The following is a 14373-nucleotide window of genomic DNA, read 5'->3' on the forward strand; positions in this document are numbered from 1 at the left end:
CGCTTCTCCCAACACAGATCGCCATACCCGGCTCTCATAGTGGGCTAAATGGGACATGACTTCGCGGTGGGCACGTCGGCAGTACGCCCATCGGGGGAAGACCGGCGGGAACCGGCGGCGGGCGACGACGCCCGGCGAACGATCGTCAGCGCGTCGGGTCGAACAACACCTTCAGGCAGCCGTCGGTGCGATCCGCGAACGTGCGGTAGCCGGCCGCGGCCTCCGTCAACGGGATCCGGTGTGTGAACACGTCGACGGGTGTGAGCCGGCCGTACCGGATCAACGGGATCAGCGCGGGCCAGGTGGACACCACCGGCGCGGTCGTGAAGCGCATGGTGACGTTGCGGATGATCATCAGCGGCACCGCGAGCGGGAAAGCGAAGTTCGCGTCGACGCCCACCACCGAGACCGTGCGCGACGTACGCACCGCGTAGATCGCCGCGGTAAGCGTCGCGTCCTGGCCGACCGCCTCGATCACCGCGTCCGCGCCCCGGCCTCCGGTGGCCGCCATGACCTGCTCGACGATGTCGCCCTTGGTGCCGTCGATCGGCTCCGCGCCGAGCCGCTCCGCCATCGCGAGCCGCTCCGGCACCCGGTCCGCGGCCAGGATCCGGCCCGCGCCGAGTACCTGGGCCGCCTGCAACGCGTACAGGCCGACCGGTCCGAGCCCGATCACCAGCACCGTCGCGCCCGGCGTGATGTCGGCCCGGGTCGCCGCCGTCCAGCCGGTCGGCAGCGCGTCGGTGAGCAGCACCGCGTGGTCCACGCTGATGTCCTCGGGCACCGGCATCAGCCACGCGTCGGCGGCCGGGATCGCGACCGCCTCGGCGTGCCCGCCCGGCAGCCTGTTGTCTCCGCCGAGCACCCGCATCCCGCCGTTGACGCAGTCGATCGGGTTGCCGACCCCGCAGCCCGGACAGTGTCCACACCCGATCACCGGCGACACCAGCACGCGGTCGCCCACCTTGATCCGGCCCACCTCGGCGCCGGTCTCGATCACCGTGCCCACGACCTCGTGGCCCGGGCGCAGCCCGCTCACCGGGAACTCACCCTCGTAGAAGTGCAGATCCGAGCCGCACAGCGCGCTCGCGGCGACCTGGACGATGGCTCCGTCGGGACCGGTGAGCACCGGGTCCGCGACCGTCTCCACACTCACGTCACGGGTTCCGTTGATGACGACGGCACGCATGTCCACTCCCCAGGGTCGTTCGATCGCATGGCGCCGCGGCACACCGGCGCATTACGGAGTAACACTGTTACAGAAAGCCGTGGAAGCCAACCCTCGACCGGCCCCGGAGGGTGCGGCGTGACGTTCGTCCCACGCTCGGCCGACGCCGCCGCGCTCGTCGGTACGGTGATCTCCATGTCGCTGTCGCAAGCCCTTCGCGGGCACGCCCGGGACGCCCTCTCGCGCGCCGCGCACCGGGGCTGGCGAGCACTGCAACGCGCGGCCTCGATCACGCCCGAGCAACCCGGCCCGTACCGCTTCCGGCAGTTGGGCGCCCGCAGCAAGCTCGCGTTCCCGGTCGGCTCGGTATTCGGCGAACAGTGGATCACGGTGGGTGCCGGCTGCATCATCGGCGAGCACGTCACGCTGTCCGCGGGCCTGGCCCCGGGCCACGACCTCGGCAGCGAGCCGGTCGTCACGATCGGGGACCGCTGCACGATCGGGCGCGGCAGCCACATCGTCGGGCACCGCTCGATCAGGATCGCGGACGACGTGTGGACCGGGCCGTACATCTACATCACCGACCAGAACCACAGCTACGCCGACCCGGATCAGCCGATCGGCACGCAGTGGCCGATCAACGACCCGGTCGAGATCGGCCCCGGCAGTTGGATCGGCGCGGGCGCGATCATCCTCCCGGGCGCCAAGCTCGGCCGAAACGTAGTGGTGGCCGCCGGCTCGGTGGTCCGCGGCACCATCCCCGACCACAGCGTCGTAGCAGGCGTCCCCGCCAAAATCGTCCGCCGCCACACCCCAACCGGCTGGGACCCCCCGCTACGCCACACCCCGACACCACTCCCGGACGGCATCACCCACGACGAACTGGTAGCCCTACTCACCGAGTACGAAGCCTCCGGCGACCAATAGGTTCCACGTGAAACCCCAGCCCACCCCCAAACACCAGCCGAGCCGGCTCCACCCCGTCCGCCCCCACAAGCACGAACCCAAGCCACCCCCAGCCCGACCGGCGTTTGAGACCACCCGACCGCACCCTCAGGCACCAAGCCAACCCAAATCCAGCCCGGCCGACGCTTGAGGCCACCCGGCCGCATCCTCAGGCACCAAGCCAACCCAAATCCAGCCCGGCCGGCGCTTGAGGCCACCCGGCCGAAGGCCGAACCAGATCAGCCCGTCCGGCGCCTGAGGACAAACAGCCCAGCCACCCCAAGCCCGACCGGCGCTTGAGGCCACCCGGCCGAAGGCCGAACCAGATCAGCCCGTCCGGCGCCTGAGGACAAACAGCCCAGCCACCCCAAGCCCGGCCGGCGCTTGAGGCCACTCGGCCGAAGGCCGAACCAAATCAGCCCGTCCGGCGCCTGAGGACAAACAGCCCGGCCGGCGACTGAGGCCACCACCGACCCCGCCACCCAGCCGCCGCGCTATGCCTTCAGCCCGGACAACCGAAGCTGCACCCCAATGCCATCAAGCAGCCGAACCTGCTGCCCCCACTGCCACCCCGGCACCGTCCAATCCCCATCCAACATCGAGATCGACACCGACCCCTTGCCGATCGCGGTCGTGTCCGCGTTCCGCACCGGCTCATGCACCCCCGACGCCAGCCCGAGATTGAGCTTGTAACACGTGTCGCAGGACGGGTCCTTGACGTAGCTCACCGCCAGGAATTCCGCCTCCCCCACATTCGTCATCTCGACCTTGCCGGTCGGCTTGGCCGGATAGTTCACGTTCAGCGTCGTGTGCGCCGGCAGCAACGGCTTGTTCTTCGGCGCCGTGGCCGCGAGCCGGTTCACCAGCTGCGTCGCGAACGCCATCGCCTGCGCCATCTGCGGGAACGGGTTGCGCGGATCGGCCGTGCTGTACTCGGCGCTGAACGCGACCGCCGGAATCCCCTTCTCCGCCGCGGTGATGGACGCGCCCACCGTGCCCGAGTGGTTCGTGGTCGCGCCGATGTTCTGGCCCGGGTTGATGCCGGTGACCACGAGGTCCGGCTTCCTGTCCTGGTACACGTTCGCGAGCGCGAACGACACCGAGTCGGCGGGCGTGCCCTCGACCGACCAGATGCCGGGCTCGACCTCGGACGCCTTGACGATCGAGCCGGGCGTCGCGTTGATCCCCGTGCCCTTGCCGGACTGGTCCGTGGCGGGCGCGACGATCACGACGTCGTGACCGGCCGCCTTGAGCGCCCTCTGCAGGGCGCGGATGAACGGGCCCTGCTGGCCGTCGTCGTTGCTCATCAGGATGTTGAGCTTGCGCGGCGGCTGGGAGCCGCGCGCGTCACCGCTCGCCATGGCGCTGGGCGCGCTCGCCGCGAGCAACGCCGCGGCGGTGGTGCCCGCCGCCAGTGTCAGGACATGCTTTTTACCGAAAATGGCCATCTCGTCCTCCGTACGCGAGAAGGTCTGCAAGCTGAGAAACGGGTGCCTTGAGCCCCGTGCGCAAAGCGGAACAGGCTGCGCGAAACCCGATACCGGCCCAACCGATCGGTGGGCGGAACTTGGGTCGAACAACGTGTACGGAGGGGTGAATCGGACGGAATGCACCCTGCGATTCGACACGTGTCAGCCGGCGGATAGCGAAAATAAGGTCATTGGTCGGACATTGCAATGCCCAATCGCCCACCGGTGCTCCCCGGCCCGGATCGTTCGCCGATTCGCCGCCGCGCCGCCCCGCTCTGGCCAAAGCCCGTACACCGAACGTAATCTGACGCGTCATCAGCTGATTCGGCCGATTCGGCCGAGCCGATCCGGGCGGCCTCGTCGACCCGGTCGACCGAGTCGGCCGGATCGGGCGGGACGAGTGGGCGGAGCTCCGGATGATCCTGGACGGCAAAACGGTGATCGTCTCGGGGGTGGGCCCGGGACTCGCGACCGGAACACCGGCCGAGGAGGTCCTCGCCGGGCTGGTGGCGCCGATGGCCCTGCCCGAAATGGCCACCGACGCCGACGTGGCCGAAGCCGTCGTCTTCTTCCTCTCGGACCGCGCAAAAGCCATCACCGGCCAGATGCTTCTGGTCAATGCGGGCCATGTCGTCCGGTAGCCGCCCCACGCGTGCCACGTCTGGAATTCAACATCATTTCGGTCAAAACGTGCTCAAGCACCACACGGGACACGCCATGTTGTCCCAGCTGTCATCCGAAAAGATCACCGCACGGATAACCACTCCCCATCGGGGGCAGTAAACCCGCCATGTTGGGGCTGCCGAACACCATTCACGCGCTTCTCTTCGACCTCGACGGGGTCTTGACCCAGACGGCCAAGGTGCACGGCGTCGCCTGGAAGGAGATGTTCGACCACTTCCTGCGCGAACGCGACGGCGCCGACTTCACCCCGTTCGACCCCAGGCGCGACTACGACAGGTTCGTGGACGGCAAGCAACGCCTCGACGGCACCCGCTCGTTCCTGGAATCGCGCGGCATCCACCTGTCCGAGGGCAAGGAGGACGACGCGCCCGGGACGCACACCCTGTACGGCCTGAGCAACGCCAAGAACGACCTCGTTCTGCGGCTGATCCGGGACCGCGGCGTCGAGGTCTACGAGGGCTCGGTGCGCTACGTGCACGCCGCGCGCGCCGCGAAGTTCCCCTGCGCGGTGGTCTCCTCCAGCGCGAACGCCGAGGACGTGCTGCGCGCGGCCGGCATGTACGACCTCTTCGACGCGATCGTGGACGGCGTCGTGGCCAAGCGCGACGGACTCAAGGGCAAGCCGGCCCCCGACTCGTTCCTGGCCGGCGCCGAGGCCCTGGGCGTCGCCCCCGCGAACGCCGCGGTCTTCGAGGACGCGCTCGCGGGCGTCGGCGCGGGCCGCGCGGGCGACTTCGGCCACGTGATCGGCGTCGACCGGGTCGGCCAGGCCGACGCGCTGCTCGCCAACGGCGCCGACATCGTCGTACAGGATCTCGACGAACTCCTCGACCCTCCCGACCAGGACGCCACCGCCGGGGCGACGACCGGGCAGACACCACCGGAAGGCACGGCATGACCACCGGACACCCCTACACGGTCGAACCTTGGGGCATCACCGAACAGGCCCTCGACCTCGACCACCTCCCCCAGTCCGAGTCTGTGTTCGCCCTCTCCAACGGCCACATCGGACTGCGCGCCAACCTCGACGAGGGAGAGCCGCACGGCCTGCCCGGCACCTACCTGAACGGCGTCTTCGAACTGCGCCCGCTGCCCTACGCGGAGGCCGGTTACGGCTACCCCGAGTCGGGCCAGAGCGTCATCAACGTCACCAACGGCAAGATCATCCGGCTCCTCGTCGACGACGAACCGCTCGACCTGCGCTACGGCCAGACCCAGGATCACGAGCGCTCGATCGACTTCCGCGAGGGCGTCCTGCACCGCCGCGCGCTGTGGACCTCGCCGGCCGGTCGCACCGTCCGGGTCACGTCCAAGCGGCTGGTCTCGCTCACCCAGCGCTCGATCGCCGCGATCGAGTACGAGATCGAGCCGATAGACGGCCCGGCCCGGATCGTGCTCCAGTCGGAGCTGGTCACCAACGAGGAACTGCCGCTCCCGAACGCCGATCCGCGCGCCGCGGCCGTCCTGGAGGCGCCGCTGCGCGCCGAGGAGCACACCCACAACGGCACGAAGGCGATCCTGGTCCACCGCACCGAGCACAGCGGCCTTCGCGTGGCGGTTGGCATGGACCACGAGATCGACGGCCCCGAGAGCATGTACGTGGAGACCGAGAGCGCTCCCGACCTGGCCCGGTTCAGCGTCACCACCGTGCTCGACCGCGGCCAGAAACTGCGGATCGTGAAGTACATCGCGTACGGCTGGTCCTCCACCCGCTCGCTGCCCGCGCTGCGCGACCAGGTCGCCGCCGCGCTCACCGCCGCGCGGTACACGCAGTGGAGCGGCCTGGTCGACGAACAGCGCGGCTACCTGAAGCGGTTCTGGGACAACTCGGACATCGAGGTCGAGGGCGACGTCGAGCTGCAACAGGCCGTGCGGTTCGCGATGTTCCACGTCCTGCAGTCGGGCGCGCGGGCCGAGGAGCGGGCGATCCCGGCGAAGGGACTGACCGGGCCCGGGTACGACGGGCACTGCTTCTGGGACACCGAGGTCTTCGTGTTGCCGGTGCTCACGTACGGGCTTCCGCACGCGGTCGCCCAGGCGCTCCGCTGGCGGCACTCGACCCTGCCGCTGGCCCGCGAGCGCGCCGCGCAACTGGGCCTCAAGGGCGCGCTGTTCCCCTGGCGGACGATCCGCGGCGAGGAGTGCTCGGGCTATTGGCCCGCCGGCACCGCCGCGTTCCACATCGGCGCGGACATCGCGGTCGCGGTCGCGCGCTACGTACGGGTCACCGGCGACCGGGACTTCGAGCGCGACTTCGGCCTGGAGATCCTGATCGAGACCGCGCGGATGTGGCGCTCGCTCGGCCACCACGACGCGACCGGCCTGTTCCGGATCAACGGCGTGACCGGGCCGGACGAGTACAGCGCGCTCGCCGACAACAACGTGTTCACCAACCTGATGGCGCAGACCAACCTGGTCGCGGCGGCCGACGCGGTGGCCCGGCACCCGCAGGAGGCCCGCGCGCTGGAGGTGAACACCGAGGAGGCCGCGAGCTGGCGCGACGCCGCGCACGCGATGTACATCCCGTACGACGAGGATCTGGGCGTCCACCCGCAGGCCGACGGCTTCACCCAGCACCGGATCTGGGACTTCGAGAACACCCCGATCGACCACTATCCGCTGATGCTGCACTACCCGTACTTCGACATCTACCGGAAGCAGGTCGTCAAGCAGGCCGACCTGGTGCTGGCGATGCACGTGCGCGGCGACGCGTTCACCGACGAGCAGAAGCGCCGGAACTTCGACTACTACGAGGCTCTGACCGTCCGCGACTCGTCGCTCTCGGCCTGCACGCAGGCGGTCATGGCGGCCGAGGTCGGCCATCTGGAACTGGCCCTGGACTACACCGCCGAAGCCGCCCTGATGGACCTGCACGACCTGGCCAAGAACACCAAGGACGGCCTGCACATGGCCTCCCTGGCGGGCACGTGCATGGCGCTCGTCGCGGGCTTCGGCGGCCTGCGCGACCACGCGGAGTGCCTGTCCTTCAAGCCACGCCTGCCGGCCGGCCTGACCGGCCTGGCCTTCTCGCTGTCGGTACGCGGCTCCCGACTCCGGGTCCAGACGACCCACGAACAGACCACGTACACGCTGCGCGAGGGCAACGACATCCCGATCCTGCACCACGGCGACCGACACATCCTGATCCCGGGCAAGCCGATAACCCTCCCCATCCCACCCCTGGAACGCGACACCGCCCCACGCCAACCGGCAGGCCGCGCCCCAGTCCACCGCCAAACCACCCCAAAACCCCACCCAACCGCCCCCAGCCCAGGCTGACCCCCACCCCAAGCCCAGCCACCGCTTGAGACCAAGCCCCCGGCACCCATCAAGCCCGGCCGGCGTTTGAGGCCAAGCCCTTCAAGCCCGGCCGGCGTTTGAGGCCAGTCTTTTTCAAGCCCGTCCGGCGCTTGAGGACACCCGAGCCCACCGGCACCCATCAAGCCCGGCCGGCGTTTGAGGCCACCCGGCCAGAGGCCGAACCAATTCAGCCCGGCCGGCGTTTGAGGCCACCCGGCCAAAGGCCGAACCAAATCAGCCCGGCCGGCGCTTGAGGACACCCAGCCCGTCCGGCGCTTGAGGACCCCGCGGCCACCCCACCCCGGGGACACTGGCCTTGACATCGACGTCAAGGTCTACCGTTCGGTACATGCGCATCGGTGAACTCGCAGAGCAAGTCGGCACGAGCACCAGGTCCCTCCGCTACTACGAACAGCGCGGCCTGCTCACCACTCGGCGAACCAGTAGCGGCTATCGCGACTACAACGCACAGGACGCCCGCCTGGTCCGCGAGATCCGCGCGCTCCTGGCCATCGGCTTCGACCTGGAGGAGACCCGCCCGTTCGTGGACTGCCTGCGCGCGGGCCACGACGCGGGCGACGAATGCCCGGCCTCCGTCGCGGTGTACCGCAGGAAGCTCGCGGAGATGGACGCGTGCATCGACCGCATGCAGGCGATCCGCGACCACCTGGCCGCCCAGCTCGACCAAACCGAGCGCACCCACACCCGGGCCGCCGTCGCCGCGGCGACCCTGCCGGAGCCACCGGAGCCGCGCTGCGCGCTGACCTCCGGCCCATCGATCAAGGAGCCCCGATGAGTGACCTCGTCCACGACGCGACCGACGCCGACTTCGCCGACACCGTCCTGCTCGCCGACCGCCCGACCCTGGTCGAGTTCACCGCCGACTGGTGCGGCCCGTGCCGGCAGATGGCCCCGGTGCTGGACGAGATCGCCCGTGAGCAACCCGGCCTCGCGGTCGCCAAGCTCGACGTCGACCGCAATCCGGAGACCGCCGCCCGCTACGGCGTCCTGTCCATGCCGACCTTCGTGGTCTTCGAGCACGGCGAGCCGGTCAAGCAGTTCGTCGGCGCCCGGCCCAAGCGCCGGATCCTGGCCGACCTCGCGGACGTCCTGAACACCGAAGCGCCCGCCGCTCGCTAGCCGGCGCGCCGCGCCCGGCGAGGAGCCCGAAGGGCGGATCCGGTGCCAAGCGTCGCGGACCCGACGGGGATTTCAAGACGCGCCCCGGCGGCACGCCGATGCACCGCGCCGAACACCGTGACGGGGCAAACATTGCCGGGCGTGGCACTAGATTCCGGGGATGGCCGCATCCCGCCGGATCACGTTCCTGACCGACTACGGACTCGCCGACGGCTTCGTCGCCGCGTGCCACGGTGTGCTCGCGACGATCGCGCCCGCCGTCCCGGTCGTGGACGTGAGCCACCTCGTGCCGCCAGGCGACGTGCGGCGCGGCGCGCTCGTACTCGCCCAGACGCTGCCGTGGTTTCCGGCCGGCAGCGTGCACATCGCGGTGGTCGACCCGGGGGTCGGGACCGCACGGCGCCCGATCGTGGTCCGGGCCGGGGAGCATCTGCTCGTCGGCCCGGACAACGGGCTGCTCATGTGGGCCGCGCGCGATCTCGGCGGGGTCGACGAGGTGCGCGAGATCACCAACGGCGCACTCACCCTGGGGCAGGTCTCACGGACCTTCCACGGCCGCGACGTGTTCGCGCCGGTCGCCGCGCACCTCGCGCTCGGCACCCCGGCCGCCGAGGTCGGCCCGGCGGTCCCCGATCCGATCCGACTGCCCGAGCCGGTGCCGGGCGAGATCCTGACGGTGGATCACTTCGGCAACGTGCAGCTCGCGCACACGATCGCGGAATTCGGCGCCGCCGCCGCGCTGCGGATCGAGGTGGGTGACCGCGCGTACGCGATCCCCTTGCGCGGCACCTTCGGTGACGTACCGTCAGGTGAACTCGTCGGCTACGAGGACTCCGCCGGCCTGCTCGCGATCTCGGTCAACGGGGGCGACGCCGCGCGACTGCTCGGCGTGCGCGCCGGGGACCGGATCCACGTCAGTCCTTCTTGTTGAAGTCCGGCTTCTGGTCGGACACCCAGATCTGGTCGAGCATGGCCTTGCACTTGTCGCCGGCCGCGCAGGCGAGCACAACCTCGTTCGCGCCCTCGGTCAGGGTCACGTTGTTCCAGGTACCCGAGACGCTGTTCGCGATGCCGAACGACTTGAGGTTGGCCTTCTTCTTCGTGTCCGTGCCGTTGACCAGGATCGACAGGGTCTGCACGTCGTCCTTCACCGCGGGGTTCAGGTAGCGCATGGCGAGGTAGTACGTGCCGGCCTTGGGCGCGGTGAACTTCATCGTGACACTCGCACCGGACGCCTCCATGTTGACCAGGCCCGTGCCCGTGGAGTTGGGCACGCCCGGAGCCGCGACCGCGCCGTTGCTCGGTGCCGCGTCCTCCGCCTCGAGCACGGCGATCTTGCCGCCGGGGGCCGTCGAGGGTGCCTGCGTGGGCGCGCTCGACGGCGACTGCGCCACGGACGACTGGCCGCCCGAGGGGGTCGGCGTCGCCTTCTTGTCCTTGTCGTCGCCGTCCTGCGTCAGCAGCACGGCCGCGATCACCCCGACCACGAGCAGGATCGCCACCGCGGCACCGATGATCGCGCCGCGACCACCGCCACCGCCTCCGCCACCCTCGCGGCGCGGTTGCTGCGGCTGCCCGGGAGGCTGCGCGCCGCCCTGTTCGTGCTGGGCCGGAATCGCCGCCTGCGGCTGCGTATGCGCGGGGGGCTGACCGTAATTCATCTGGCCGACCTGCACGTATTGCGGCATCATCCGATTGGCGGAAGAACCGTACGCTCCGGTTGCCCCTGTCCCCTCGGCCGGTTCCTCACCCGGCGCCGGCCGATAGAGGTACCCGTACGGGTCTTCAGGTTCACCGCTGGTACCCGCCGTCATCGGGTAGTCCTCCCTACGTTCGCCAGGCCAAGCTCTTGCCCATACCAAGGCATCACACTAACGGGCGACGGGAGGGGCAAGTGGCGTTGTCCGCGTGACGGGACTGTCACGAAAAGGCCCTACTGGTGCGTACGGAAGCCGTGCGTACACCTCCCGCTCCCCCCAGTACGCCCCCTCCGACCGGCCCGAGCCGTCCACCGCACCGGTGACCGAATTCACCCGTCGCGCCCAGTACGCGCGCCGCCAACGAGGTGGTTCTAACCGGCTCGCCGCTGGGCTCGGTCGCGGCGACGCTTGTTGGCGTACATGTGCTCGTCCGCGATCCGCAGCAGGTCCTCGGGCTCGGCGGCCTCCTCCGCCCAGCCGATCCCGAAGCTGGCGCCCTCCAGCGGCACCGCGAGGCCCTCGGCCGGAATCGGCACGGACAGCGCACGACGCAGCCGCACCGCCATCTCCTCCGCCTCCTCGCGCCCTATCCCGTCGGCGAGGACCACGAACTCGTCGCCCCCGAGCCGGGCCACCGTGTCCCCCTCGCGCACGGCCGCGGTGAGCCGCTCGGCGACCGCCTTGAGCACCACGTCGCCGATGTGGTGGCCGAAGTTGTCGTTGATGTGCTTGAAACCGTCCAGGTCGCAGAACAGCAGCGCGACGCCGCGGCGCTCGATGGCCGGCGGATCGTCCACGACCACTACGGCGCCCTCCGGGACACTCAGGATCGCGCCGGCGGGCACCGCCCACTCGTCCGCGTACGGCTCGCCCACGGGGCCGCCCGAGACGCCGGTGGCGAGGCCGAACCGGGCCGCCAGCCGGGCCCGCAGTTCGCGCCCGTTGGGCAGACCGGTCAGCGGGTCGTGACTGGCCTCGTGGACCAGTGCCTGCTCGCGCTGCTTGCGGTCCTCGATGTCCTCGACGTGGGTCAGCCCGAACCGCAGGTCACCGAGCCCGTCCGCGACCTGCGACGTGCGCAGCGAGACCCACCGATACGTTCCGTCGCTGCGTGCCAGACGCAGCTCGGTACAGCCCGCCACCGGGACCGTCCCGCCCAGGTGGCCGCCGAGCAGCGGACGGTCCTCGGGGTGCGCCAGCGCGCCGAGCCCGAGCCGCTTGAGCACCGGGGCCGGGTAGCCCAGCATCCGGCACAGCGCGTCGTTGGCCCGCAGCAGCTGGCCCTGTTCGTGCCCGCGCACGCCGGTCATCACCATGCCGCTGGGCGCGTACTCGAAAGCCTGCCGAAAGCTCTCCTCACTCGCCCGCAGCGCGAGTTGCTCGCGCTCCAGGCGGGCCACGGCGCGCAACATCTCGCTGCGCAGCCGCGCGTTGTCCACCGCGATGGCCGCCTGTGCGGCGAACATGCCGAGCACCTCGCGCCGCCACGGGGCGGGCCGCAGGCCGTCCACCGGCAGGTCCACCGAGAGCACCCCGACCAGCTCGCCCTCGGGCGTGTGCAGCGGGGCGAGCAGCGCGTCGCGCGGATGCCATGCCTCCGGGTGGTCGCCGACGGGCAGGTCGGGTATCCAGCTCGGCACGTCGCCCACGTCCGCGAGCCCCGAGCGGTGCCCGAGGAAGCGCAACGGCCCCCACGGCTCCGCGGTGGCCAGAATTCGATCCCAGCCCTCGCGCGAGCCGATCTGGCCGGCCATCGCCTTGCGCAGTTCGTCATTGCCGGCGACCGCCGCAACCTCCAGATCGGCGTCGGAGCGGACGAGATTGACCGCGGCGACCCCGAACCCGAGGCCCGAAACCACTCCGTCGACGACGGCTTGGAGGGTGTCCTTGAGGTCGCGCGTGGCGTTCAGGTCGGCGACGACGCGGTTCAAAAGGCGCAGAGTCGCCAACCGGACGTGGGTCTCCGTCTCGGCTGTCATGGGTCTCCCCCAGGGGTCGACGCCGGTGTCTTCTGAACAGATATCGTCCGTTTACCAGAGAAACTGAATCACAGCGGGCTTCGAATTGGCGACGTTCCGTCATCGATCAGACTGTCACTGTGAGCCACCTCACGCTTCATACCGTATCGACTCGGACCGCAGGGCCGGCCCGGAATCGGCTCCTCCGCAGGCATCCAACGCGCATCGTACGAGGCCGGAGCGCATCTTCGGGAACTATCCCCAGGGATTGGTTCGGATAACTGACGACCAATCAGAAACTGGGTGAGGGCCCACTATGCGTCAGGGAGCTGATGCACAGTCGAACGGGAGCAAGATCGTCGGCCGCTCTTCCCAGTGGGCGCCCGGAGTCCCTACGGTACGTCCGTCAGGTTTCCGTACGATCTTGCGCACGCGTGGCCGGAGCCGTACGACGAACGGCAGCACACGCGTCGATCAACGGGGGTGGGCCCATGACCGGTCTGGTTGTCGGGGAGGTCTTCGCCAACGCGGCCCGCGCCGTCCCGGACCGGACCGCGATCGTGCTCGGCGAACGCTCGCTGACCTTCGCGGAGGTGGACGCGGCGGCCGAACTCGCGCTGCGGCGGCTGTACGCGCTGGGCATCGCGGCGGGCGACCGGGTCGCGCTCACACCGGCCTCGACCGGGCCCGGCATCGCGGCGGTTCCGGTGTTCGCGGCGCTGGCCCGGCTGGGCGCGGTGCTCGTCACCGGCGACGCCGAGGCCCCGGACCGGTACCGGCCCGCCCTGGTGCTCACCGGGGCCGACGACGCCGCCGCGCTGATCGCCGACCTCGACGACGAGGACCCGGACGACCTGCCCGAGCCGCCGGACGTCGAGCCCGCCGAGACCGACCCTTGCCTGATCGCCCCGTCCGGCCGCCGCGGCGTACTCCTGTCACACCGGGCCCTGGTGCTGCGCTCGCACCCCGGCGCGCTCGCCGAGACGCGTGGGACGCACGTGTTCGCGGCCGACCTGGACGACGCCGAGTCGTGGACGCTCGCGCTCGGCCAGTGGCACGCGCGCGACACGCTCGTCCTGGTGCCCGGCGGTGATCCGGCCGCACTGTGCACGGCGGTGCGCGAGCACGCGGCGGCCCGGCTGACGGCGGCCCCCGAGGTGTGGCGGGCGCTCGCCGAGTCGGCGGCCGACGCCGAGGCCCTGGACACGCTGCGGTTCGCCGATACCGGGCCGACCGAGGTCGCCGTCCTGGATGGCATCGCCCGGGTCGCGCCGAACGCGACGGTCCGGATCGTGCACGGCTCGCCGGAGACCGGCGTGCTCACCACGCTGGCCGGGCCGGAAGTGTTCGCGCAGCCGGGGGCCTGCGGGATCCCCGGGACGCTCCAGTACATCGCCCTCGATCCGGACGGCGAGATGTGCGTGCGCGGCCCGCTGCTGTTCGACGGCTACGCCGACGACGCGGCGGCCACCGCCGACGCGCTCACCGAGGGCTGGTACCGCACCGGCGACCTGGCCGTCCTGGACGACGCGAGCGGCGCCCTGACGGTCACGGGCCGCGCCGCCGAGCTGATCCGCGTCGGCGCCGACAGCGTGGGCCCCGGCGAGGTGGAACGCGTCCTCAAGACCCACCCGGGCGTCCGCGACGTGGTCGTCATCGGCCTGCCCCACCCCGACCTGGGCCGCGTCCTGGCAGCCGTGCTCGTCGCTGAAGACCCCGACCGGGTCCCGGGCCCCGCCGCCCTACGCAAGACCTGCGAATCCGCAGCCCTGGCCCCCCACAAACACCCCACCCGAGTCTTCTACGCCACAGAACTCCCCACCGGCCCCAACCGCCGCACCACCCTCACCCAAGAAATAACCAACACCTGACCCCGCCCACCCCCAGCCCCAACCCACATTCAGCCCGACCGACGCTTGAGGCCACCCCAACACCCACCGCAGCCAACCAACCCGACCGAGGCAATTTCAGCCCGGCCGGCGTTTGAGGCCACCCAAAGCCACCCAACA

11 protein-coding genes and 1 pseudogene are annotated in these 14373 nt (G+C 70.6%); 8 read left to right on the forward strand and 4 right to left on the reverse strand.

Features of this window, described 5'->3' with window-relative positions; translation table 11 throughout:
- Window positions 1-145 precede the first annotated feature (145 nt).
- Window positions 146-1189 (reverse strand): alcohol dehydrogenase catalytic domain-containing protein, encoded by a 1044-nt coding sequence (locus OG928_RS14975; RefSeq protein WP_406283869.1) that lies wholly within the window; start codon window positions 1187-1189, stop codon window positions 146-148.
- A 174-nt stretch (window positions 1190-1363) separates the two neighbouring features.
- On the opposite strand from OG928_RS14975, the gene OG928_RS14980 reads away from it, so the two are divergent.
- Window positions 1364-2095: an acyltransferase gene (locus OG928_RS14980; RefSeq protein ID WP_406290985.1), complete on the forward strand. Its 732-nt coding sequence runs from the start codon at window positions 1364-1366 to the stop codon at window positions 2093-2095.
- Window positions 2096-2607: 512 nt separating this feature from the next.
- Here OG928_RS14980 and surE read toward each other — a convergent pair.
- Window positions 2608-3726, reverse strand: coding sequence for a 5'/3'-nucleotidase SurE (surE, locus tag OG928_RS14985; protein WP_406283870.1), 1119 nt, complete (start codon window positions 3724-3726; stop codon window positions 2608-2610).
- Between the two features lie 329 nt (window positions 3727-4055).
- Between surE and OG928_RS14990 the strand changes: the two are divergent.
- From OG928_RS14990 to OG928_RS15015, 6 genes and pseudogenes are all read left to right on the forward strand, one after another.
- Window positions 4056-4223 (forward strand): annotated as a pseudogene (locus OG928_RS14990) (SDR family oxidoreductase); the annotation flags it as partial.
- Window positions 4224-4372: 149 nt separating this feature from the next.
- Window positions 4373-5164, forward strand: a complete 792-nt coding sequence (locus OG928_RS14995; protein ID WP_406283872.1) for an HAD family hydrolase — start codon at window positions 4373-4375, stop codon at window positions 5162-5164.
- Window positions 5161-7545, forward strand: a complete 2385-nt coding sequence (locus OG928_RS15000; RefSeq protein WP_406283874.1) for a glycoside hydrolase family 65 protein — start codon at window positions 5161-5163, stop codon at window positions 7543-7545. Before OG928_RS14995 ends, OG928_RS15000 begins: the two co-directional genes overlap by 4 nt.
- Window positions 7546-7915: 370 nt before the next feature.
- Complete coding sequence (locus OG928_RS15005; protein WP_406283876.1) at window positions 7916-8362, forward strand: MerR family transcriptional regulator; 447 nt, start codon at window positions 7916-7918, stop codon at window positions 8360-8362.
- Entirely contained in the window at window positions 8359-8706 is a 348-nt protein-coding gene (trxA, locus tag OG928_RS15010; RefSeq protein ID WP_406283878.1) for a thioredoxin, read from the forward strand. Before OG928_RS15005 ends, trxA begins: the two co-directional genes overlap by 4 nt.
- Before the next feature lie 160 nt (window positions 8707-8866).
- Complete coding sequence (locus tag OG928_RS15015) at window positions 8867-9637, forward strand: S-adenosyl-l-methionine hydroxide adenosyltransferase family protein (protein ID WP_406283880.1); 771 nt, start codon at window positions 8867-8869, stop codon at window positions 9635-9637.
- On the opposite strand, the gene OG928_RS15020 is transcribed toward OG928_RS15015, so the two are convergent.
- Both OG928_RS15020 and OG928_RS15025 read right to left on the reverse strand, forming a co-directional pair.
- Entirely contained in the window at window positions 9621-10367 is a 747-nt protein-coding gene (locus OG928_RS15020; protein ID WP_406283882.1) for a hypothetical protein, read from the reverse strand. The two genes, OG928_RS15015 and OG928_RS15020, sit on opposite strands and share 17 nt — an antisense overlap.
- A gap of 410 nt (window positions 10368-10777) precedes the next feature.
- Complete coding sequence (locus OG928_RS15025) at window positions 10778-12385, reverse strand: diguanylate cyclase domain-containing protein (protein WP_406283884.1); 1608 nt, start codon at window positions 12383-12385, stop codon at window positions 10778-10780.
- A 470-nt stretch (window positions 12386-12855) separates the two neighbouring features.
- Between OG928_RS15025 and OG928_RS15030 the strand changes: the two genes are divergently transcribed.
- A complete protein-coding gene (locus tag OG928_RS15030) occupies window positions 12856-14235 on the forward strand; it encodes a class I adenylate-forming enzyme family protein (RefSeq protein ID WP_406283886.1) in 1380 nt (459 codons plus the stop codon).
- Window positions 14236-14373 lie beyond the last annotated feature (138 nt).

The sequence above is a fragment of the Embleya sp. NBC_00896 genome (genome assembly GCF_045207785.1).
Taxonomy (GTDB): Bacteria; Actinomycetota; Actinomycetes; order Streptomycetales; family Streptomycetaceae; genus Embleya.

Excerpts from the sequence above, each read along its gene's own strand:
- OG928_RS14975 (WP_406283869.1), bottom strand. The coding sequence starts at position 1,189 with ATGCGTGCCGTCGTCATCAACGGAACCCGTGACGTGAGTGTGGAGACG.
- OG928_RS14980 (WP_406290985.1), top strand. The coding sequence starts at position 1,364 with ATGTCGCTGTCGCAAGCCCTTCGCGGGCACGCCCGGGACGCCCTCTCG.
- OG928_RS14995 (WP_406283872.1), top strand. The coding sequence starts at position 4,373 with ATGTTGGGGCTGCCGAACACCATTCACGCGCTTCTCTTCGACCTCGAC.
- OG928_RS15000 (WP_406283874.1), top strand. The coding sequence starts at position 5,161 with ATGACCACCGGACACCCCTACACGGTCGAACCTTGGGGCATCACCGAA.
- OG928_RS15005 (WP_406283876.1), top strand. The coding sequence starts at position 7,916 with ATGCGCATCGGTGAACTCGCAGAGCAAGTCGGCACGAGCACCAGGTCC.
- trxA (WP_406283878.1), top strand. The coding sequence starts at position 8,359 with ATGAGTGACCTCGTCCACGACGCGACCGACGCCGACTTCGCCGACACC.
- OG928_RS15015 (WP_406283880.1), top strand. The coding sequence starts at position 8,867 with ATGGCCGCATCCCGCCGGATCACGTTCCTGACCGACTACGGACTCGCC.
- OG928_RS15020 (WP_406283882.1), bottom strand. The coding sequence starts at position 10,367 with ATGAATTACGGTCAGCCCCCCGCGCATACGCAGCCGCAGGCGGCGATT.
- OG928_RS15025 (WP_406283884.1), bottom strand. The coding sequence starts at position 12,385 with ATGACAGCCGAGACGGAGACCCACGTCCGGTTGGCGACTCTGCGCCTT.
- OG928_RS15030 (WP_406283886.1), top strand. The coding sequence starts at position 12,856 with ATGACCGGTCTGGTTGTCGGGGAGGTCTTCGCCAACGCGGCCCGCGCC.